The 22,029-nt window shown below is 37.8% G+C and carries 18 protein-coding genes and 1 riboswitch; of the genes, 1 reads left to right on the forward strand and 17 read right to left on the reverse strand.

All coding sequences use genetic code 11. The features are described from left to right. Window positions 1-10: 10 nt before the first annotated feature. The 17 genes from C1634_RS00780 to C1634_RS00865 all read right to left on the reverse strand — a co-directional run bounded on the left by C1634_RS00780 (window position 11) and on the right by C1634_RS00865 (window position 20,594). Window positions 11-1,144 carry a YncE family protein gene (locus C1634_RS00780; RefSeq protein WP_103233382.1) on the reverse strand — a complete coding sequence of 378 codons (1,134 nt, stop codon included), beginning with the start codon at window positions 1,142-1,144 and terminating at the stop codon, window positions 11-13. Further along, complete coding sequence (locus tag C1634_RS00785) at window positions 1,141-3,174, reverse strand: TonB-dependent receptor plug domain-containing protein (RefSeq protein WP_109737773.1); 2,034 nt, start codon at window positions 3,172-3,174, stop codon at window positions 1,141-1,143. The genes C1634_RS00780 and C1634_RS00785 overlap by 4 nt, the downstream gene beginning before the upstream one ends. 109 nt (window positions 3,175-3,283) lie before the next feature. Continuing rightward, window positions 3,284-3,469, reverse strand: a riboswitch (cobalamin riboswitch). A 92-nt stretch (window positions 3,470-3,561) separates the two neighbouring features. Continuing rightward, window positions 3,562-4,509 carry a transporter gene (locus C1634_RS00790; RefSeq protein ID WP_103233380.1) on the reverse strand — a complete coding sequence of 316 codons (948 nt, stop codon included), beginning with the start codon at window positions 4,507-4,509 and terminating at the stop codon, window positions 3,562-3,564. Between the two features lie 12 nt (window positions 4,510-4,521). Beyond that, entirely contained in the window at window positions 4,522-5,571 is a 1,050-nt protein-coding gene (locus tag C1634_RS00795; protein WP_103233379.1) for a cytochrome-c peroxidase, read from the reverse strand. Further along, window positions 5,564-6,394 (reverse strand): MbnP family protein, encoded by an 831-nt coding sequence (locus C1634_RS00800; protein ID WP_103233378.1) that lies wholly within the window; start codon window positions 6,392-6,394, stop codon window positions 5,564-5,566. The genes C1634_RS00795 and C1634_RS00800 overlap by 8 nt, the downstream gene beginning before the upstream one ends. Window positions 6,395-6,590: 196 nt before the next feature. Then, window positions 6,591-6,959 carry a hypothetical protein gene (locus C1634_RS00805; protein WP_228409902.1) on the reverse strand — a complete coding sequence of 123 codons (369 nt, stop codon included), beginning with the start codon at window positions 6,957-6,959 and terminating at the stop codon, window positions 6,591-6,593. Window positions 6,960-6,963: 4 nt separating this feature from the next. Then, a complete protein-coding gene (locus C1634_RS00810; protein WP_103233376.1) occupies window positions 6,964-7,638 on the reverse strand; it encodes a superoxide dismutase in 675 nt (224 codons plus the stop codon). A 165-nt stretch (window positions 7,639-7,803) separates the two neighbouring features. After that, window positions 7,804-8,481 (reverse strand): SCO family protein, encoded by a 678-nt coding sequence (locus C1634_RS00815; protein ID WP_103233375.1) that lies wholly within the window; start codon window positions 8,479-8,481, stop codon window positions 7,804-7,806. Beyond that, window positions 8,468-8,743 carry a YHS domain-containing protein gene (locus tag C1634_RS26235; protein ID WP_185145107.1) on the reverse strand — a complete coding sequence of 92 codons (276 nt, stop codon included), beginning with the start codon at window positions 8,741-8,743 and terminating at the stop codon, window positions 8,468-8,470. The genes C1634_RS00815 and C1634_RS26235 overlap by 14 nt, the downstream gene beginning before the upstream one ends. Before the next feature lie 209 nt (window positions 8,744-8,952). After that, on the reverse strand, window positions 8,953-9,315 hold the full coding sequence (locus C1634_RS00830) for a hypothetical protein (protein WP_109737774.1): 363 nt from the start codon (window positions 9,313-9,315) through the stop codon (window positions 8,953-8,955). A 759-nt stretch (window positions 9,316-10,074) separates the two neighbouring features. Then, window positions 10,075-12,057, reverse strand: coding sequence for a heavy metal translocating P-type ATPase (locus C1634_RS00835; protein WP_103234487.1), 1,983 nt, complete (start codon window positions 12,055-12,057; stop codon window positions 10,075-10,077). Between the two features lie 44 nt (window positions 12,058-12,101). Continuing rightward, entirely contained in the window at window positions 12,102-12,521 is a 420-nt protein-coding gene (locus tag C1634_RS00840) for a Fur family transcriptional regulator (RefSeq protein ID WP_034691375.1), read from the reverse strand. Between the two features lie 11 nt (window positions 12,522-12,532). Beyond that, window positions 12,533-13,429 carry a cation diffusion facilitator family transporter gene (locus tag C1634_RS00845; protein ID WP_103234488.1) on the reverse strand — a complete coding sequence of 299 codons (897 nt, stop codon included), beginning with the start codon at window positions 13,427-13,429 and terminating at the stop codon, window positions 12,533-12,535. A gap of 17 nt (window positions 13,430-13,446) precedes the next feature. After that, a complete protein-coding gene (locus C1634_RS00850; protein ID WP_103234489.1) occupies window positions 13,447-14,328 on the reverse strand; it encodes a bestrophin family protein in 882 nt (293 codons plus the stop codon). 121 nt (window positions 14,329-14,449) lie between these two features. Beyond that, window positions 14,450-15,679, reverse strand: coding sequence for an efflux RND transporter periplasmic adaptor subunit (locus C1634_RS00855; RefSeq protein WP_103234490.1), 1,230 nt, complete (start codon window positions 15,677-15,679; stop codon window positions 14,450-14,452). Between the two features lie 82 nt (window positions 15,680-15,761). Next, complete coding sequence (locus C1634_RS00860; protein WP_109737775.1) at window positions 15,762-20,123, reverse strand: CusA/CzcA family heavy metal efflux RND transporter; 4,362 nt, start codon at window positions 20,121-20,123, stop codon at window positions 15,762-15,764. Window positions 20,124-20,270: 147 nt separating this feature from the next. Beyond that, a complete protein-coding gene (locus C1634_RS00865; protein ID WP_103233868.1) occupies window positions 20,271-20,594 on the reverse strand; it encodes a DUF6660 family protein in 324 nt (107 codons plus the stop codon). Between the two features lie 364 nt (window positions 20,595-20,958). Here C1634_RS00865 and C1634_RS26240 point away from each other — a divergent pair, with 364 nt between their 5' ends. After that, a complete protein-coding gene (locus C1634_RS26240) occupies window positions 20,959-22,029 on the forward strand; it encodes a coiled-coil domain-containing protein (protein WP_185145108.1) in 1,071 nt (356 codons plus the stop codon).

The raw sequence follows: 22,029 nt of genomic DNA on the forward strand, positions 1-22,029 counted from the left end.
TAAAGTTTGGTTATTTGTATAAAAAAGCGAAGTGGGCAGGAATATTTCCACCTTCCGTTTTCCATTTAAAGCGTCCGTTTTTATCAAAGCAATACACAAATCCCATGGAAACGTAATTCCTGGCATCTGTCATATAGATATCTTCTGTGATAGGGTTTACTGCAATTCCGTAAGGTGTTTTAATGGCAGTTTCGTATTCCTTGTCAAAAATCCTGTTGGCAATAATCTCTTCGGTTTTTACATCAATGATCCCAAAGGTTTTTTTATAGCTATGAGTATTGTAATTGAATTCATTTCCGTAGAAATAGAGCTTATCATTAACGATCGTCATTTCACTCACTGAGAGATGAAAATCTTTTTTGACAGTTCCTGTGGCCGCATCTATTAAATAAAGACTGGAAGGAACGTTATAATAATCTCCTCTTGAGGTTACATACAGATCCCCATAATTGTCTTTTTTAATGTGGTGAAGATTGATGGCCACTTTTATTTTTTTGAGTTCTGTAAAAGTGTTCAGGTCTATTACAGAAACGGTATTGTCATAATCGGGAGCTTTATATCCTCCGGAATTGGCAACAAATAATTGATTCCCTACAATCTCCATTTCTTCCGGCTGATAGCCTACTACGACTTCCCGCTGGATGGAAAGAGAAGTGGTGTCAATTTCCACTACTTTTCCTTTAGGTGCTTTTGGATTAATAGCTACCGGTCCGGCATAGCTGCTTGCATAAGCTTTCCCGTCTTTGAAGGCAAGATATCTGCAGTTTTGCAGAGGAATAGAAGTAATACGTTTAGCGGTTTTAGCATCCAGAACTTCAATTTTATTGGAAACATTCACAACAATGTAGAGTTTGCTTCCGTAGGCTTTGATATCATTTCCTACATCTCCCAGTTCTTTTACCACATTCGGGTTTATTTCTGCATAGATATTCCGGTAATAAGTTCCTTTGGTATAATCAAAAAAATCCAGGGTACATTTATTGCTGCCCATATTTCCTTCATTCAGCATGTAAAAGCCTTTTATAGCAGTATTTTCTGAAGGAAGTCCTTCTACCACTTCCTGACGGACGATAATTTCATCTGTACGGCATGAAGTAAGAAAAGCTAATACAAGAAATAAAAAATAAAAGTTTAGTTTTCTCATAGGGTGAAGTTTAGAATAAGTTTAAAGTTTCTTCCGGGCATCGGATAATTGATCACGACATCATAATATTGGTTGAAAATATTATTCATTTCAAGGCTTACTTTAAATTGATGATTGGCCCAGTTGAATTTTTTCTGAACAGATAGATCATGAGTATACCAGGGCTGCACATAATTGTATTGAATATTGTCTTGGTTCACATCATATCTTTCTCCTACGTACATCGCACTGTAATTGAAACTCCAGTCTTTATAATCTGCCATCAGACTGAATGATCCGCTATGCCAAGGGGTGTAAGCAATCTGATTGCGATAGAAGGTATCTTCAGGATCACTCATATCTCTTGCACTTTGGTAAGTATAAGAAAGCAATGGTCTTAGTTTTACTTGCCCCAACTGCATTTCAGTCTGAAGATTTACATCTGCTCCAATGATTTCAACCATTCCCAGGTTCATCATCAGCCAGCGGAACATGCTTCCGTTAGGTGCAGCTACGATTTTATCCTGTACTTTGTTATAGTAACCATCTACTTTAGCATAAAAGGTTTTAAAGAAACGGTTGTTATAATTCTTCTGATAGGTAAATCCTACATCATATTGATTGGTAAATTCCGGCTTCAGATACGTATTTCCGATATTGGTATAATACAAATCATTGAAGGTTGGAAGTCGGAAAATCCTTTTATAGAAAGCTCTTAGAGTAAGCTCTGGAATAATTTCCGGCTGATAGCTCATAAATACGGCAGGGGTCCACTCTCTTGCATCTCCCGGTCTTTTGTTTTTTCTTACTTCTTCAAAAGTAAAAGTTCCTAAAAGGCTTCCCAGAATTTTGAACCTATTCCACTGATACGTTGTTGCCAATGCTACCAATGTGGTGTAACGGGTAGGATAAGAAAAGTTATCCAGATTGGCATCCAGATTATTGTACTGAAAATCCCCACTCAGACTGACATCCCAATTGGGGGTGATAGAATAGATATTGGATGAGGAAAGATAAAGCTCTCGTTGGATATAGGTGTTATCAGTATGAATAATAGACTGCGAACGAACGGTATCCATAAAATGGGTATAATCGTAAGCAAATTTTGCTTTCAGCTGGGTTTCAAATTTTGGGAAAAGCTTTTTTCGAAGATTGGCCTGTACGAAATAATTTTCATCGGAAAGTCTTGCACCTCTTCCTCCAAAACGACCATTCACAATAGGCGCCGGCATTCCTCGGTCTGAAATATAACCATAGCCTCTGATATTCCAGCTTCCGTTATTTAAAGTTCCGTTGAGAGAAGTTTCAAAACGCTTTGCTCTGATATCCGAATCCTGTCTTTTTGCAATGGTATCATAAGCCTGTTGACCATCGGGATATTTCTTTGCATACCGAAATCTGTAAATTCCGTCACTCTGCATAAATTCTCCACTGAAGCTGGCAGAAACCCTGCCTGAAATCTTCTGTTCCAATCGGAATGACGGATTGAAAAGATCAATGGAAGCACTTTTTGCTCGGATCACAAGATTGGTTTTTCTTGTTCCTTTAAATACCGGTGTTTTCGGCTGTAAATAGATAGATCCCGAAGATCCGAAATCCTTTGCAGGTTGGAAAATTTCACTTTTCTGGCCGTTATACAATGATATTTCTTCCAGATCGTCCAAAGAATATCTTCCCAGATCTACCAGTCCGTTTTGGGCATTTCCCAGTTGAATTCCATCATAGAAAACACCAACGTGCTGACTTCCCATACTTCGAATATTAATGGTCTTCAAACCACCCAATCCACCATAGTCTTTGATCTGAACACCGGAGAAATACCGCAGAGCATCTGCTACAGAGTGGCTATTCAGTCTTTCCAGCTGTTCGCCCTGTAAGGTTTGTGCCGGAAGGATTTCTTTAAAATTCTTTTTATAAAGATTGATTCCTTTAATGGTCTCTTCCTCCAGACTATCTTTTTTCTTGGTTTGAGAAAACAAAAGTTGAGATGTTATCACCAATATTGTGAAAACAGCTTTATGAATTGTAGAAGTAGTTAGTTTTGCTGCCATTAGCTCATTTAAGATAATGATGACGCTAATGGATATAAGAAAACAACGACAAAGCACAGCTATCACTGCACAGAATCATTGATGTCCTAAGCTTTATTCCACGAAAGCGTCAAACGATTATTTTCTGGCAGGTCTTCTGACTTACTCCATTTTTGAAATCCTTCCCATTAAAAAAACAGTGGATATATTCTTCAAAAATCTTGGTGTGGAGCTTACAGCAGCGGGTCTGTCCCGGATTTTCACCGGATTCCCTTTTAAGAGCTTTTTAGGGCTCACCAAATTTCGGCAAAGATAAAGAATTATTCCTAACCCCCAATTAAAATCATGATTCATAAACAATTAAAGCTCCCGAAGGAGCTTTAACATCATTTTATTAAGGGTTTCACTTTAAATTCCAATATTCAGAAAAATACTGAATCTTGATTTTGCTTCAATATCTCCTCCTGCCAGATGAGTGTACATGGGAAGCATGAGCTCACTTCCCAAACTCAGTTTTTTATAAGAGGCTTCAAATCCTAGTTTCCCATATAACGCACTTCCTGCAGTATTGGGTAAAGCTTCATCGAATTGTTTATTCTGGGCATACACTTCTCCCTGAACACCCGTCTTTACAGATAATATAGATTTTTCATTTCCCGCAACCTGATAAAAACCTGTCGCAGCATAGTTCCATTGGTTTCCAAAACGGTAATTTTTCTTATTTTCCGTCTTGACTGTATAGTCTGTATTCACCATTACCGCCACTTTATTTTGCTGAAACTTATAATTCAAAGCGGCCTGATAATCCCAGCTTCCGGTTCCCAGCTGAAAACTCGGATTGACACCGGAAACTCCTTTTTCATCAAATTTCCCCAAAGGAATTTTCACTCCTAAACCTCCACTCAGATGGTGGAAATTATCTTTAGAGCTCATCAGCTGGTAGATTCCCATCAGATTCAGATCCCCTATTCCATTGATTTTGATATCTCCCTGTAAGGTTTTCTTTTCATGGAAATGGAAGGGCAGACTTGCATATACACTCAGTTTTTTAGTCAATGGAATTTTCCCCCAAAGCTGCAGGGTATTGAAATACTGATCCTGCGTAAGATCTTTTACAAATAAATTTTCTTTGGCTTTGTAATGCTGGGCAAAGTATTTGATTCCGATAAACTGTGGATTCAATAAAGACTCAAAACCTGAAGATCCGTTTCCTGCTGCACAGCCGCAAGCATCACAATCATCATCAAAATCGAATCTGCTAAAGGTATTTGGAGCACTATAAACACTGTCTCTAATGGTCTTCGCCTGATTCTGGCTAAACAGGATCAAACTTACTATCAATATAATCTTCTTCATGTTTTCTATAAATTATTCTGCAAATTTTGGATTGGATATAAAACTTTTGTCGGAGAGTGTTTTCAGGAATGCAATGATCGACTGTTTTTCCTGACTGTTCATGGCAATTCCTATATGACCGTTCTGTTTCAGCTGTGGATCCAGATTGGTATTATCTTCTACCTGATCCGAATAGAAATTAAGGACCGCATCTAAGGTGTAAAACCTCCCGTCATGCATGTAAGGCGCTGTATATTCTACATTTCTCAAACTCGGAACACGGAATTTCATCCAATCTACCTGATTAAGGGTTACTCTGTAACGTCCTGCATCCTTGAATTCCGTGTTATAATACATTCCTGTATTCCGGAAACTCTCATCAGTAAACAGTTCTCCGCTATGACAAGAAGCGCACTTCTGCCCGAACAAAGCCATTCCCTGGGATTCTGCTGAAGTTAGCTGCTCTTTTCCCTGCTTGAATCTATCGTATTTTGAATCCGCAGAGATCAACGAGGCCATAAACTGCGACAAAGCTTTTAGAATTCGTTCTCCTGTAATCGTTTCGTCTCCATAGGCTTCTTTGAAAAGTTTTTTATACTTCTGATCATCTTTTATCTTTGAAATAGCTTCCGGTATGGAGCTGTCCATTTCATTGACATCTGTAATCGGACTGATGGGCTGTTCATTGAGATTATGAATCACTCCGTCCCACATATATCTCTTCAGAAAAGCCATATTCTGAATAGGTGGTGCATTCCTGATTCCTATTCTGTCATCCACACCATGACTTACAGTATGCCCGTGATGGGTAAACGCATTTTCCTGAATATGACAGAAACCGCATGAAATGGTATTATTTCTGGAAAGTCTGCCTTCATAGAATAATTTTCGTCCCAACTCCACTCCATTTTTTGTCACAGGATTAGTTGATTTATCAAAAGTCATTTCCGGGAAATAAGAAGGAAACTGCAGGTTATATGCTTCATCCTTTTCCAACGGCTGGATCACCTCATCAGAACAGGAAATACAACTCAACAGAAATACAAGCAGAACCAGTATCGTTTTAACAAAAAAATTAATCATTGTGAACGTGGTCTACTTTAAACATTTTTGTAAGATTATTGGTAACATCTGCCAGGTGTTGGTTTGAACCCATCAACATATCATTAGCTGTTGTCAGGCTAAGAGCTTTTTCTCCGCTCAGAAACTGGTTAAGATCTGCCAAAATATGAACAGAAGGGCGGATTGTTCCGGTTACTCTTGCTGTTGTCGGAAGATTCAATGTAATTTCACGGTATAGGTCAGGCTGCTCATTAGCTGTAACATTCCCCATATTTCCTGTGTGATTCATAAATTCCTTTGAAGGAGCATCATTCCCATATTTCCCTTCCAGTTTTACAAAGACATATCCGGCAGCCCATGACCACGTCATTCCTTTCTGCTTGGCTCTTGTCCAGAATTCTGCTTGTCCGTCTTGTCCCAGCAAGTATGCTTTCTGACTGATACCCAATCCAAATCTTATTTTTTTGTAACTATTCTTTGGAATACCATCTAAATTCAAATATATCACTCCGGCTACAGCATCTGCCTGGTCAACGATAAAAGCGCCTTTATCAGGATTGTTTTCATTGTATTTAAATTCATTTCCGTTCTCGTCTATCAGGGCGATATTACTGATTACATATTTCAAAGCGGAAAAATTATGTTTCTGTCCATTAGAAGAAGTCTGAGTCGTTTGGTTCAAGACGATATCTCCTACATTATTAAATCCGTTTTCAAATTTGATCTGAAGATTTCCGGGGGTGGTATCCTGTGGATTATCATCATCCCTGCTGCTTTCGCAGGCTACAAAAGAGAATAAAGTAAAGGCAATAAAGAATAGTGATAAAAATTTATAAATTTTCATTGTTGATTTTTTAAGTTGAATTATAATGTTGAAATGCGGACATTTTTTTACCACAAAAGGCACAAAAGTTCTTACACTTAAGTTATTTTAAGTGATAAGCTTTATGCATACTAAGAACACTTAAGCTTTTTAAAATCTTTGATTTTTAATTGATGTAAGCTTTGTGACTTTTGTGGTTGAATAGTGATAGTTTAACTTAAAAGACCGGTGGTTTGAAAATATGGGTAAGAAACAGAAAAGAGTAAGCTGCTTCGTAAGTAAAGTTGAAATTGAAAAACGGGCGTTTTTCAGTAGTAATGATCTCTGTGGTTTCAGGCAGGATATAAGTATCAAGGATTTTCTGTCCTGAATTTTTTATTTTCTGAAAGGGTGAAGATTCTGAATCATTGGTTTTCGCCAATTCTTTACTCAGGTAACATTTTCCGTTACAGTGAACCTCCGGCCTGCTTTTATTAATACAGAGAACTTTGACAATATAATCATAATTTACAGCATACTCTACCAATGGCACCAAAGGTCTTAGCACCATATAAAAAGTAAAAAGTATGCTGTAAAATAATTTCATCAGATTATTTCTTCCTTATCGCTTCATCATATCTTCTGCTGATCTCTTTCCAGTTGGTAACATTCCAGATAGCGGTAAGATAATCTGCTCTTTTATTCTGATATTTTAAATAATAAGCGTGTTCCCATACATCAATTCCGAAGATAGGAGTTCCTTTCTCTTCCACTACATCCATCAAAGGATTGTCCTGATTGGGTGTTGAAGAAACAAATAGTTTTCCGTTTTTATCCACAGAAAGCCATGCCCATCCTGATCCAAAACGGTCTGCTCCGGCTTTAGCCATTTTTTCTTTAAAAGCATCCATACTTCCAAAAGTTTCAGTGATGGCTTTTGCTAATTTTGCTGAAGGCTGTGTATTTTTCTGAGGCGTAAGAACAGTCCAGAACAGTTCATGGTTGTAATGTCCTCCTGCATTGTTTCTCACTGCAGCAGGCAGCTTTGAAGCATTGGAAAGAATCTGAAACAAAGTTTCTTTTTCCTGTGGAGTTCCTGTAATGGCTTTATTCAGGTTAGCTACATACGCTGCGGCATGTTTTGAATAATGAATTTCCATCGTTTGGGCATCAATATTTCCTTCCAAAGCATTATAAGCATATGGCAGAGGTGTCTGCTTAAACTGAGCCACTGCAAACTGGGCCGCGAAAACTGCACTTAGAGCAGCTATTTTCAAAATCTTCATAACGTTTTTGTTTATGGTTTAACAATGTTTTCTTATTAAGCGGGAAGATGGGAGATGGAGGCTGGAAGCAATTTATTTTTAAAGAATAACTTCTTCAACTTCTATTTTGCTTTTACAGCTATCTCAAAAATCGCCAGAGCTTCAAACATCGAGCCTCCCTCTTCTCTATTTCAATAATTTCTTAATATCTTCAATCAGAATTTCTCTGTCTGGGTGGTATTTCCCAGTCAGTTTGGGAGTTTTACCTTCCGGATCTTCATAGTTTAATCCTGAATAATACAGAATAGGCATATTTTCTTTGTTGTATCTGCATCGGATATTTCCGTCCTGATCTACCAGGGCAATCATTCCGCTGTGATTCAGGCTTTCTCCTTCATCTTCTTTATCGCCTACATAGATATTAAATTTATCAGCAAGATCACCAATATAGGTACGGTCTCCGGTCAGGAAATGCCAGTTTGGAGATTTTGCCCCTATTCTTTGAGCATGTTCTTTCAATGCTGCAGGGGTGTCATTTTCCGGATCAATACTGATGGAGATAATGCCGAAATTGGGATCATCGATCTGATTCTGAATAGCCTTCATATTGGTATTCATCACCGGGCATATCGTAGGACATTTGCTGAAGAAAAACTCTACTAGATAAACCTTTCCTAACATATCTTTATTGGTAATTTTCTTACTGTTCTGATCTGTCAGTTCAAAATCGGGAACTTTCATTACGGTATAAAGGTTCTTTTTAAAATACCCCATTCCTACACCAATTCCCAAGAAAAGCAATGCAAATAACGCGATCGGTATGATCACCTTACTTTTATTATTGTTTTTTTTATTTTTGGGCATATTTCTCGGGGCTTTTTTTGAATTCACGTTTGCAGGATACACTGCAAAAACCATACGTTTTATTTTTATATACGGCTGTATCTTTAATAGATCCGGCAGTTTTCATGTGGCAGATAGGATCTTCTTCATTCACTACCTGTACATTTTCCACGTGCTTTCCAGAGGAGTCCATGTGGCTTGCGTGCTTTACCTTAGGCGTTTCCTTGGCACACGACAGTAATGCTATTGACAGCAGGGCAGTCAAAATAATGGGAGATTTCATTTTAATGTTAAATTGAAATTAATAATGTTAAATAAAGTTATGACACAGTGTACAAGTCTGAAAAACCACAGAATTCTTCAAAAGAATCAAGGGATTTCTAACGGCTTACCATTGTTCATTTTAATTGTTGGCTATATCTTTAATGACTTATTAATAAAAGCCTTAAGCACTTTCACTTCATTAACTAAAAATATAGTTTATGATAAAAATTAAGCTAACGGAGGATGGAATATCCTTGAAAAGTATTCTGAAGAATGAGAATTAAAGTAACTTGAATCAGGAATTTCAGAAAGTGATTCTGAGTTCAAATGACAGGAGAAGGAAAGAATATCATGAGAAATAAAAACATCTAATCCTGCAATCTTTATTGTTTGGGAGCTATTGGATTGTTTTTCTGTTTTTGCCAGTTCTTTTTCCACGTAGCATTTTCCCTTACACGTTGATTGTGGTACATTTCTGTTCTCACAAAGGTTTTTCACAATATAATCATAGTTCACAGCATAGTTTACCAATGGCAAAACGGGACGTATTGCAACAGTAAAAATGATGAATATGGAAATGAATAACCTCAACGATTCTGTTCTCTGTTACAAATATACTACTTCAAAACTGTTTTATGCATGATTTATGATGAATGTCATTAGGGTTGCTTACTGTTACCCACAAAAATTACAAAACTGTGGCTGTTACCAGTATTATTTTATCCCGAACTTTGATTGAAAATTAAGATCTAAGTGAAAAATTTAGTTCTTTATATCAAATTTAATCTTGTTGATAAAAGCTTTGCTGATGTTTTTGGCAGAGCTTTTTCTTATTTTGTTGGGATTCGCAAAGGCGCAAGATTTTTATAGATACCACATAAGTAAAGGCGCAAGGATTTTATCTCCGATAAAATTTAATAAACCTAATCATGATTCTGAATGAGAATGAGAATTAATAAGTAACCTTGCTGAAAATCTTTGATTTTCTTGCGTCCTAAAAAGCAATACAATTTTTATTTCCTTTGCGCCCTTGCGATTTCCAACAAAAAACATGTTCCTTTTTTTAAATTAAATGTTGGGCTGCTATGTTTGAAACGCAAAGACGCAATTTTTTTATAGATACTGTATATTAAAGGCGCAAGGATTTTATCTGCGATAAAATTGTACGGTGGGTTTATTTTCTCTCGCAGATGAGAGTGATTAAGCAGATGTATTGATAGAATAAAGTTTGTTTTGTTGGGACTTCAACGGAATGACTAGCATGATGTATATTTTAAAAAAACAAAAGCCCTACTGAAATTCAGCAGAGCTTTGATTGAATATAATTTAGTTGTGTTTATTATTTGCTTCTTAAAATTTCATTCTCTGAATTCTTACTGCATTTAAAATAGCCAGCAACGCTACTCCTACATCCGCAAAAACAGCTTCCCACATCGTTGCCAGACCGCCTGCACCAAGGACTAATACCACTGCTTTTACAGCAAAGGCGAGAATAATATTCTGCCAAACGATCTTTTTCGTTTGTTTTCCGATATTGATGGCCATCGGGATTTTACTTGGTTTATCATCCTGAATCACAACATCTGCCGTTTCAATGGTAGCATCACTTCCTAAACCTCCCATTGCAATTCCTACATCACTCAAAGCAACTACTGGCGCATCGTTCACTCCGTCTCCTACGAAGGCTACTGTTTGTTTTTTGGCTTTGATTTCTTTAACCTTATTTACTTTGTCTTCCGGCAGCAGGTCTCCGAATGCATTGTCTATTCCCAACTGATCTGCTACATATTTTACAACGGTACTTTTATCACCACTTAACATAGTGGCCTTTACGTTCATTTTGTGAAGATTGTTTACCGTTTCTTTGGCATCTTCTTTTATGCTGTCTGCGATTGTGATATATCCTGCAAACTTTTTATCATACGCCACTGCAATTACAGTATACACAATATTAGCGTGGTTGATATCGTAACTGATATTGAACTTATCCATCAGTTTAAAGTTTCCTACCATCAGTTCTTTTCCGTTAACGGTTGCTTTCAGTCCGTGGCCTGCAATTTCTTCTACATTTTCTAAGGGAATAGCATGATTGATATCTCCTACGTAATTGTGAATAGCGGTCGCTACCGGATGGGTACTTTTGCTTTCCAGAACATTGACCATCTGAAGGATTTCATTTTTATCAAATTCAGAGCTGAAACTTACTTCCTGTACTTTGAATACGCCTTCTGTCATGGTTCCTGTTTTGTCCATCACTACATTCTGAATCTCCGCGATGCTGTCCAGAAAATTACTTCCTTTGAATAAAATTCCGTTTCGGCTTGCCGCACCAATTCCTCCGAAATATCCTAACGGGATTGAGATCACCAAGGCACAAGGGCAAGAAATCACAAGGAATATCAATGCTCTGTACAACCAGTCTCTGAACTGATAGTCATCTACAAAGAAATAAGGCAGCAAACATATTCCTATGGCCAGAAATACAACGATAGGGGTATATACTTTCGCAAATTTTCTGATGAATAATTCTGTAGGGGCTTTTTGAGCCGTAGCATTCTGAACAAGCTCCAGAATTTTACTCAGCTTACTGTCTTCATAAGCGGTCGTTACTTTTACCAAAGCGATACTGTTCATGTTGATCATCCCTGCAAGAACGACTTCTCCTTTATTTTTGGTATCCGGCTTACTTTCCCCTGTTAAGGCTGCTGTATTGAATGAAGCTGAATCTGAAAGCAGTTCGCCATCCAGCGCCAGTTTCTCACCGGGTTTCAGTTGAATGATATCTCCAATTTTAGTTTCTTTTGCCTTTACCGTTTTGGGCTGATTATTTTCCATAATCGTTACCTCATCGGGACGCTGATCCAATAAAGCTTTTATGTTTCCTTTCGCTCTGGTAACCGCCATAGACTGGAATACCTCTCCTACCGCATAAAAAAGCATTACTGCTACTCCTTCAGGATATTCTCCGATGGCAAAGGCTCCAATAGTAGCGATACTCATCAAAAAGAATTCTGAAAACACATCGCCTTTAATGATACTTTTATAGGCATCTTTTAATACCGGAAATCCTACAGGAATATAGGCTGCCAGAAACCATACTAAACGTACCCAGCCTGTAAACCATGTGGGTTTTATATAGTTGTCAAAGGCAATTCCTAATAATAAGATGATAAAGGATATAATAGCAGGAAGAAACATCTGAAAGACCGTCTGATCTCCGGAGTCGTGAGAGTGATCATGGCCGTCATGGTCATGCCCATCTCCTTCTGCGTGATTATGTTTGTGTCCTTTTGTATCTGGTTTTTCCGGGGTTGTACTACAGCATTTTTCCATAACTAATATTTTTATACAAATGTAAAGGTGAGACTGATGCAATGCTATTGCAAACTTTCAAGACAGTTTTCGCATATTCCTTTGGCAAACAATCGTATTTCGTCAATCCTGAAATTGGTCTGTATGTTTTCAGGGAAGGAAATATCTTCTTTGCAGGTGGTTTGTTTGCATATTTTACAGTAAAAATGCAAGTGCCAGTCTTTATGTGTTTTTTCGTCACAGTCGTCTTCACATAGTTTATATTTTGTGGTTGTATTTTCCTGAATGCTGTGAACAATTCCTTTTTCTTCAAAAGTTTTTAATGTTCTGTAGATCGTAATTCTGTCAGCATTTTCAAAATGATTTTCTATTTCAGAAAGGGATAAAGCCGCTTCCTGAGAGCTTAAGAAATCGTAGACCAAAATCCTCATACTCGTAGGCTTGGTATTTTTATCAATGAGCTTGTGTTCTATATCTTTTTTCATTGTTTAAAATTTTACAGATGGACTTCACTTTCTTCATAACCTTCGTCTTCTATCTGAAAAGTGGTATGACTGATTTTAAAGTTATTCACCGTAGTATCCGTCAATGTTTTTAATAATTGATTTTGAGAATATCCGGTATCTTTTACGACATGGGCACTCATTGCATTGACACTTGATGTAAGCGACCACACATGCAGATCATGAACATCTTTCACTCCGGGAGTTTTCTCCAATGATTGACGAAGCTCATGAATATCCACATCTTTAGGAGTTCCTTCCAATAAAACATTGATGGCTTCTTTCAGCAACTTCCATGTTCTTGGGAAGATTAATAGCCCAATTGCTGCTGAGATCAACGGATCGGCGTAATACCAGCCTGTTGTCAGCATAATCACTCCTGCAATCATCACTCCTACAGAAGTAAGCATGTCTGAAAGCACTTCAAAATAGGCGCCTTTCATATTCAGACTGCTTCCTGAGTCTTTTCTTAGAATCATCATTCCGACAATGTTGACGATCAATCCGATTCCGGCTACAATCAGCATCGATTTGCTTTGCACTTCCGGTGGATCCTGAAACCGTTTATATGCTTCAAACAAAACATAGATCGAAATTCCCAATAAAACAACAGCATTGATGACTGCCGCCAGTATTTCTGTCCGGTAATAGCCATATGTTCTGGAAGGATCTGCTTTTCTTTCTCCTATTTTTATGGCGATAAATGCCAGCAATAAGCCTACCACATCGGTCAGCATATGTGCTGCATCTGCCAGTAAAGCGAGACTATTGGTAATGACACCTCCTATTACCTCAGCAATGAGATAGGTTCCGCTAAGGCAGAGTACGATCAGGAGGTTTTTTTTATGTCTGCTTGCTGCCGAGATTGTTTGTGTTGGTGTGTTTTCCATATTGTATTATGGTTTAATTACATTTCATAATAGGATGTATTTTCTTTTTTAGAAGGAACATTCTGCTCACCGATCATCTGTCTGATATTGATTTCTATGGTCTGCGCCAGAGAAGTCATCGGAGTGTCTACAGGACCATTTTCAAATGGATCCTGCATGATGATGGATGTTTTTTCAATAGCAATGAAGGTAATCGGAACCAGGAAAGTAATTGCAATTTCTACCACCAGCTGAGAATCATCAAGTCCAAAAGGAAGGATGGCCGCAAAAACATAGATCAAAATATGAACTAAAACACTGTAGGAGCGCGGAAAAACTGTATTCTTTAGTCTTTCGCATTTCCCCATACTGTCACAGAGTCTTGTGATGATATCATTGAGCTGCATCTGCTGAAAATCGGTCAATCCTTTGGAAGCTGCAATTTCTTTCAGCTGTCTGGAGTGTTCATCCAGAATCGCGTTGGGAATATTTGCTCCTTTGATCTGATGTTTATCCAGATATTGCTGAACTTTTTCTGAAAACGGTAATTTCCTCAGAGATTCTCCAAGTGCATAGGTCCAGATGATCTGTCTTTCGGCGAAATCTTTTATTGCTTTTTCATCTCCTGCGGGCACAAACTGGATGATCAGTCTTACAAAAGTTCGGGAATCATTCACAATAGCACCCCAAACAGTTCTTGCCTCCCACCATCTTTCGTAAGATTGGGAAGTCCTGAAAGCCAGCAGTAATGATACTGCCGTTCCCAGTAATGCAGGAATATTCAAGGGAAGCGATATTTTACGAAACCCTGGCAGCATGTCTAAAAGGCCAATGGCTACGGCAAATATTCCGATAAACAGAATTTGGGATTTTATTTCACGGATGAAATACCAGACTGATATTTTTTTGTTTAATAACATAATCGGGTTATTTATTAAAATTCGGTGAGATGATCTTTACTCTTTTCCAGCCTAACACAATTCCGTAAACAGTTCTAATTTAAGGATAAAAATTGACATTTACTGGTTCCGACTGCTTTCATTAATGTTCGTGTTCTCCTGAATTCACCAGTTTAGCATTTACAAAAAAGGCTCCTTTCACTACAATTTTTGCATTGTCAGGAATATTCCCTACCGATGTTATGGCTGTATATCCCATATCGGATGTTCCTTTTACCACTTCTATTTTTTCAAAGTTTAAGGTTTTCGGATGAGGTTTTCCTTTTTCGTCATGTTCTTCTTCCTGTTTTTTGTCGGTTTGGATAAAAACATAGTATTTTCCGTCTGCTTCTACAATAGCTTCCGTAGGAACTGCGGGAGTTGTACTTTTATCAAGGCTTACAATTCCGGTGATATTCATTCCGTCAATCAAACCAGATTTGTTTCCGATCACTTCACAGTGCATAGAGATGGTTTTACTTTCATTTTCAAAAGAAGATCCTATGCTGTAAATTCTTGCATCGTATTCCGTTTCCGGATTGTTGGTCAGCTTAAAGTGAACAATCTGCCCTACTCTCATTTTCGGAAGATCTTTTTCAAACACCTGAAGATCGAGATGAATAGAACCGTTATCTATCACTGTTGCAACGGGAGAAGAAATATCTACATAGCTTCCAATCTGCGCAGTAATACTGCTGATCGTCCCGCTGATAGGTGCTGTAATCACCAACCCGGATTTCATATTCCCATTGCTTACTTTTCCCGGACTTATTCCCATCATCTGAAGCTGTTTCAACAGGGAGGCTCTTTTTGTTTTTAAAGTTTTCAGTTCAGCATCGGCACTCTGAAGGTTTTTCTTGGCTCCTGCATCATTATCAAAAAGCTCTCTTTGTCTTCTGTATTCCTGTTCTGCATAAGTAATCCTGCTGTTTGTGGTCAGATAATCTTCCTGAAGCTGTATATATTCCGGGTTGGCAATAGTGGCAATAACCTGTCCTTTTTTCACAATACTTCCTACCTGGATATTGATGGTTTTAATAATTCCTCCATACAGAGAAGTGATGGTCGCTTTATTACTGTTGGGTACACTCAGCAGACCATTGGCTTTGATGGTAGATGTCAACTCCTTCATTTCTACCGTTCCTAAAGCTACCCCTACAGACTTCATCTGATCTTCTGTGAGAGAAGCAATAGTTGCCGGAGCTTCTTCATGGGCAGCTTCTTTCTGCTCTGTTTTTTCAGGGGCTTTTTCTTCTGTAGCTTCTTTTTTCCCACAACTTGTTATCAACAGTGAGATCAGGATAAAGGGGATGATATTATATTTGAGTTTCATATGCGAATATGTATTTTTTCTTATGCTATCTGCTATCGTCTTCATTTGTCTGGCAGAAAATTCTATTAATAGCGATTTCATATTATTTATTAATGATTGAATTAATGGTAACGACAGATTGGTTCACCTGCTGGATTGATTCCAGGTATTTTAGTTGAATATTGGTTGCAGTCTGCAGTGCAAAAAGATATTCTACATACGAGATCTCTCCTGTTTTGTATCCTAATTGAGCTGCTTTTACAATTTTCTCAGCGTTCGGCAATGCCTGGCTTATATAATATTCGTACTGCTGGATATCCTGCTGATATTGACTGAAAACATTTTCCAGCTGTGCTGAAAGCTGCTTCTGCTGCATCTTTGCATTGGTTTCTGCTACCTGCTTGTCATATTCCAATGCCTGGATTCTTGCTTTTGTAGCCCCAAATGTCAAAGGAATTGCTACTCCTACAGTTGCTGACTGAAAACGTTTCCCTGAATCATAAAAATTCTCCTGACCGTTGATGGTATGAAGACCTATCAAGGACTGATTGGTATATTTTAAACTGAAATCTGGCAATCCAAGGGATTTTTCTACCTTTTTGTTTTTTTCAGCAATTTCCATTTCCTGATAAAAGGCTCTTACCGATGGATTGTTTGCTACCACGGCACTGTCGAGTACATTTTCTGCCTTTAAAGGGGCATAGTCTTTATTGAACGGAACTTCAAAATCTTCTGAAGTGTTCATAAGGGTCTTTAAGTTTTTATAAGCATTATTCAGATACACTTCATTTTGTCTGAGCAGCAGATCAATTTCTCCTTTCTGAGTTTCCGCTGTACTGATTTCAATCTTTTTGATATCTCCCGCTTTGAATCTTACGCTTGCAATTCTGATAAATTCCTCATAATACTTATCCAGACTTGTCAGCTGAGCTTTATTATATTGGAGATATTCAATCTGATAATAATAAGTACGGACTTGCTTTATCAGTTCGTTGGACGTAATTTCTTTATCAATCTTTTTACTTTTAATATTCTCATTGATTAAGTCTTTCCTGGCTTTAAACAGTGTTGGAAAAGGAATACTCTGTGAGATGGCAAACGACTGGTCAAACTTCGGACTGTTGTACTGTCCTAGCTGTGCTTCAAAGCCTAGTTTAGGAAGCTCTTTTGCTGTTGGCCTCAATGCTTCAGCAGATTTTATACTTAAGTCTTTTGACTGCAGGGTTAAATTATTATTCACCGCCTGCTCTACTGCCTGTTCTACAGAAATAGGTCTGGACTGTGCTTTAAAAGTCTGTCCAAGCATCATAAATCCTAAAACAAGAACTGCAGTAAATGTTCCCGCCTTATTATTTTTTCTTTTCAAAATCTTTGTGTTAAAAATGATATACAGCATTGGCAAAACGAATAAAGTAAGGAATGTAGCTGTCACCAGCCCCCCAATTACTACCGTTGCCAGAGGTTTCTGTACTTCTGCTCCTGCACCGGTGGAAATCGCCATTGGTAAAAATCCTAATGAGGCTACTGTAGCGGTCATTAATACCGGTCTCAATCTGGTTTTTGTTCCTTCAAATACTCTTTTCAGAATATCTGTTTCACCTTCTTTTTCCAGCTGGTTGAATGTTCCTATCAGAACTATTCCGTTAAGCACAGCTACTCCGAAGAGCGCAATAAACCCAATTCCGGCGCTAATACTGAAAGGCATATCTCTTATTATAAGTGCGAATACACCACCAATGGCACTCATAGGAATTGCTGTAAAAATTAATCCAGCCTGTTTGAATGAGCGGAAAGTAAAATACAGTAGCATAAAAATAAGAAGCAACGATACCGGAACAGCGATCATCAGACGCTTGCTAGCCTCTTGAAGGTTTTCAAACTGTCCTCCGTAGGTAAAATAGTATCCGGAGGGAAGCTTCACTTTATTCAGTTTTACCTGAATATCTTTCACTACGCTTTCCACATCACGATCTTTTACGTTGAATCCGATTACAATCCTCCGTTTACCCTGTTCACGACTGATCTGTGCAGGTCCCAATTTGTAGCTTATATTGGCCACCTGTGATAATGGAATCTGTGCTCCCGTACTGGAAGTGATCATGAGGTTATTCACATCTGAAATATCAGTTCTATGAAGACTGTCCAGACGGACTACAAGATCAAAACGTCTTTCATTTTCAAAAACCTGCCCTGCCGATTTCCCTGCAAAGGCCGTACTTACCGCATTATTGACGTCTTCGATATTTAATCCATAATTGGCAATTCTTGTTCTGTCGTATTGTACATTGATCTGCGGAAGACCACTCACTCTTTCAATCTGAGGGGCAGTAGCTCCGTCAACAGTCTGAATGATTTTCCCAACTTTATCTGCGTACATCGCCAGAGAATCCAGATTTTCCCCAAAGATCTTTACGGCAACATCCTGTCTGATCCCTGTCATCAGTTCATTGAAACGCATCTGAATAGGCTGGTTTTTCTCAAAGAATACGCCCGGAATGGTTTCCAGCTTTTCACTGATCTCATCAGCAAGTTCGTCATAGGATTTTTTGGTTTTCCACTCACTTTGCGGTTTTAATACGACAATCATATCGGTAGCTTCAGGTGGCATCGGATCTGTAGGAACCTCAGCAGAACCGGTTTTGCCAACCACCATTTTCACCTCATCAAATTGTTTGATAATTCTTGATGCCTGCATGGAGGTTTCTATACTCTGGCTAAGCGAGCTTCCCTGTGGTAAAATACAGTGGAATGCATAATCTCCTTCCTGTAACTGCGGAATAAATTCACCACCCATATTTTTAAAAATGAAAGCTGAAATAAGAAAAACCACAGCTGTAGCTGAAACAATAATATATTTTATTTTAATGGCTTTATGTAATAATGGCTGATAGACCTTTTGCAGGCGGTTCATCATTTTATCGGAAAAGGTTTCTTTATGGGATATTTTCTTTGATAAAAACAGGGCGCTCATCATTGGAATATAGGTCAAAGACAAAATCAATGCTCCCAAAATAGCAAACCCTACTGTTTTTGCCATTGGAGTAAACATTTTCCCTTCTACACCAGCCAGTGTAAGAATCGGAATGTATACAATAAGGATGATAATTTCCCCGAAGGCTGCGCTGCTTCTTATTTTTGATGCAGAAAGGAATACTTCTTCATCCATTTCAGATTGCGTCAATGCGCGGACAGATTTCCTTACGCCTAAATGATGTAATGTCGCTTCTACAATGATCACCGCACCATCCACAATTAACCCAAAATCTATGGCTCCAAGACTCATCAGGTTTGCACTTACCCCAAAAACATTCATCATTCCCAGAGCAAACAGTAAGGAAAGCGGAATGGCTGAAGCTACAATAAGCCCGGCTCTCAGGTTTCCCAGAAAAACAACAAGAACAAAAATAACGATCAATGCTCCTTCGATGAGGTTTTTCTGTACAGTATTGATGGCTCTGTCTACAAGATCTGTTCTGTCCAGAAATGGTTCTATAATAACATCATTGGGAAGAGATTTCTGAATGGTAGGGATTTTCGCTTTGATGTTGTTTACAACTTCATTACTGTTTGCTCCTTTTAACATCATGACTACTCCACCTACAGCATCCACTTTACCATCATATGTCAATGCTCCATAACGAACAGCACTTCCCAGACGAACATTGGCAACATCCTTTATAAAGATGGGAACGCTGCCTGTTTCATTTTTAACAGCAATATTTTTAATGTCTTCCAAAGAAGTCACCAGTCCTATTCCTCTGATGAAATAAGCGTTGGGCTTTTTATCGATATAGGCTCCTCCTGTATTCTGATTGTTTTTTTCAAGAGCTGTAAATATTTCGGTAATGCTCGTTCCCATTGCTTTTAGCCGATTGGGATCGATGGCAACTTCATACTGTTTTAATTCTCCTCCAAAACTGTTGATCTCCGCTACTCCCGGAGTTCCGTTCAACTGTCTTCGAACGATCCAGTCCTGCATGGTGCGCAGTTCTTTAGCATCGTATTTCTTTTCGCTTCCTTTTTTAGGGTGAAGAATATACTGATACACTTCTCCAAGTCCTGTACTGACAGGAGCCAGCTCCGGAGTTCCTACTCCTTTTGGAATTTCTTCCACAGCATTTTTCAGCTGTTCATTAATGAGCTGTCTCGCAAAGTAGACATCAACATTTTCCTTGAACACGACTGTAATCACAGAAAGTCCGAATCTTGAAATACTTCTTGTTTCCTGAATGTCTGGAACATTGGCAATACTCTGCTCAATGGGAAAGGTAACCAGCTGTTCCACTTCCTGTCCCGCCAAAGTAGGACATACGGTAATGATCTGTACCTGGTTATTGGTAATATCCGGTACAGCATCTATAGGTAATCTGGTAGCACTCCACGTTCCCCAGATGATCAGCACCAGAGTCATCAAACCAATGATCACCTTATTTTTGATACTGAATTTTATTATTTTATCTAACACGATTGATATTTAATTTTTATTGAAAATGAATGCACACAGCATTACAATGCTGATGCAAAAATATCCTGAAAACCTCTGCAATGGTATTGCAAAGTTTCAAGCACAGTTAAGCATTAGAAAGTTTAACTTTCTAAAAATCAATAAAAATTAAATTTTAGGAGGCTGCCAGATAGGATCGTAAATCTGGTAAGCAAAGTCGTTTTTGTGGAATAAGATCTTCTTCGAAAAATAAGCTGGTATCTGCTCAGGAATTTCCAACAAAGGATCCATTTTAAACGCTGAAACTGTCATCTGGCAACAGCTGCATGCACACAGCGGAGAACAGATATCTCCTTTTTCTGTAGAATGAACTCCGTGAATACTCAACGAGACCTTATTATCTCCTGAATTCAGCGGATGAGACGTGTCTTCACATGGCATCAATGATAGCGCCATGAAGTAAATTGCCAATATCCATCTTAAGAGGTTCATTGTTACAAAGGTAGAGATTTTTTCTAAAATTGATATCCGTCTTCATATAACTTGTCCATAAAAGCATAATTTTTAGCTTTAATTTCATTTTCGATAAGGAATTTCAGCTAAAAATATTCATCATATAAGTAATTATCACAACAAAAAATCATTAAAACAAAATTCCCATTAAATAAAACACAAAATCAAACACTTTTTATTAAAAAATATTAATATTGAAAAACATCACCAAAATAAAACCACTTTTTTTATAAATTTACAAATACAAAATAACTTTTTTGAAAACAATAAAACTATTATTAAACACGACGCAATTTGTCGCCTCCTGATTATAGTTTTACAAAAGATAAATTTTAATTAATATATGAAATCAAAATTACTACCACTTACTTTATTGGTATCAGCACTTACGTTTGCACAAAGCTGGAACATTACCGGTAACACAGGAACAAATTCTTCAACCAACTTTATTGGAACTACAGATAACCAACCATTGGTTTTCAAGGCCAATAATACCGAGGGTATTCGGATCAAACCTAATGGGAACATCGGTATAAATTTCGACTCTCCACAATCAAGATTGACCATCTACGAAGGTGGGGCTGCGGGATCCAACCATTTTGAATTAAGAACCAATCATTTAAGAAATCCTGACAGATATTTCATGAAAAACATCATTTTTGGAACAGGTGTAGAAGATGTTACTTTTTCTTTAAGACATGATGGACAGATGTACGTGAATGGAAAAGCAGGAATAGGAACAACGAACCCTGACGCTAAATTGCATGTAGCTCAGGATAATATCAATAACCAAAATTTAGTTTTAGGAAAGTTTACATCTTTTGGGTCAACCGGGGGTAGTGCCATAGTAAGCTTAACATATAATAGTACTACTGCTAATCTGGAAGTAAATTCTACATACTCAGGCAATGGCTTCAGATATGGAACTTACGGTGACTTTAATATTGAAAATGAAATTTCAGCCCCAGAATTTGGAGCTATTAATTTTATTACAAACAAGAAAATACAAATGGCCATTATGCCCAATGGAAATGCTTCGTTACAAGGTAAACTTGAAGCTAAAGAATTAAAAGTAACCCTAACTCCTACTGCTGATTTTGTATTTGATGAAAACTATGATCTCCCAAAATTAGAAGAAGTGGAAAAGCACATCAGAGAAAAGAAACACCTTCCTGAAATTGCTTCTGCAAGAATCATGGAAAAAGAAGGGGTAAATGTGGGTGAATTTCAGATTAAATTATTGCAAAAAATAGAAGAGCTTACACTGTATTCAATTGACCAGAATAAACAAATAAAACAACAGTCTGACCAGCTAAAACAACTTCAAGATGAAAATGAAGTTTTAAAAGCCCAGTCTGCAAAAATTGAAAAGCTGGAGCAACAGGTTCAACAGTTCTTATCAACACAAAAATAA

This window comes from Chryseobacterium viscerum, from assembly GCF_002899945.2.
GTDB lineage: Bacteria > Bacteroidota > Bacteroidia > Flavobacteriales > Weeksellaceae > Chryseobacterium > Chryseobacterium viscerum.